Raw genomic sequence first — 1,037 nt, 5'->3', positions numbered from 1 at the left:
ACACAGTATATAAAAAATTGCTAGTTTTAGCTTAACCAATGTGAGTTGCTTTGTTTGCTTGCATCTGATTTTCCTACGGAAAATCCTCGCACTCAAACACGCAACTTTCCATATACATAAACGTTGTGGTGCATATAAGAAAATGAGAACTTACATTAAAATATCGTCTCTGATTTTACTGATTTTGACAATAATCGGATGCCATAAACTCGACAAAAAAGATAAACAGTTAGTCCAAAAAGAATTCGGAATTGATAAAACAGAAAACAATAACCTTGGTGTTGAATTAGAACTTAACCAATTTGATAAATGGAAAGACCTACTCAATCGGACTGATAAAATTGCTTGTAATGATAGTTTACCGAAAATCACCCTTAAAACTAATAAAGAAATAAAAACAATTTATTTCCATAATCCTTGTTGGGAAAATTTTCTTTGTATTTTAATAAAAGAAAAAAACACAATTAAGATACATAATGACTCTATTGGCAAATATCACGATGAATTATATTCTCTTGACAGTTTAACAAGTATTTTAAGAAGAGATTTAGAAAACAATGGCAAAAACCCAATGTTAAGCGAAAGACCAGATAAATTATTGATTTATATTACTTATACCAAAAACGGATTTGAAAATTTACCAAAAACATTGGATAAATTAACAAAAGCCTACGAATTGATTACAAATAAAACAGATATAAACATTTATCTGGATGAGAAATTTGATATTCCACCACCACCACCTCCGAAAGAAGAAGGTGAAATATAATCTTAATAAAATACGCACCACAACACCGTGTATAATTAATTGCTTTGGCAAGTGCTTATTTGGAAAATTCCTTCGGAATTTTCTCGGGTTCGTATTTGTTTACTAAATTAGTTGCTTAACCACGCAACTAACCATACACAACAACGTTATAAACAAGTTGAAAAAAGTACTCCAATTAATATTTTTAGTTATTGCATTAACATCTTGCAAAGCACAAGATATTAACGGAATTTGGATGTCCTACAATAATTATGTGATTGACAAAGAG

Annotated in this window: 1 protein-coding gene; it reads left to right on the top strand. The window is 29.8% G+C overall.

The features are described from left to right. Nucleotides 1-142 precede the first annotated feature (142 nt). Nucleotides 143-769: a hypothetical protein gene (locus ACFQ1R_RS13180; protein WP_379926732.1), complete on the top strand. Its 627-nt coding sequence runs from the start codon at nt 143-145 to the stop codon at nt 767-769. Nucleotides 770-1,037: the final 268 nt, after the last annotated feature.

The sequence above is a fragment of the Mariniflexile jejuense genome (assembly GCF_042675665.1).
In the GTDB taxonomy this organism is placed as follows: Bacteria; Bacteroidota; Bacteroidia; order Flavobacteriales; family Flavobacteriaceae; genus Mariniflexile; species Mariniflexile jejuense.
This window is presented reverse-complemented; position numbering and strand designations above follow the sequence as displayed.

Coding starts and splice junctions, on each gene's coding strand:
- ACFQ1R_RS13180 (WP_379926732.1), top strand. CDS start 143: ATGAGAACTTACATTAAAATATCGTCTCTGATTTTACTGATTTTGACA.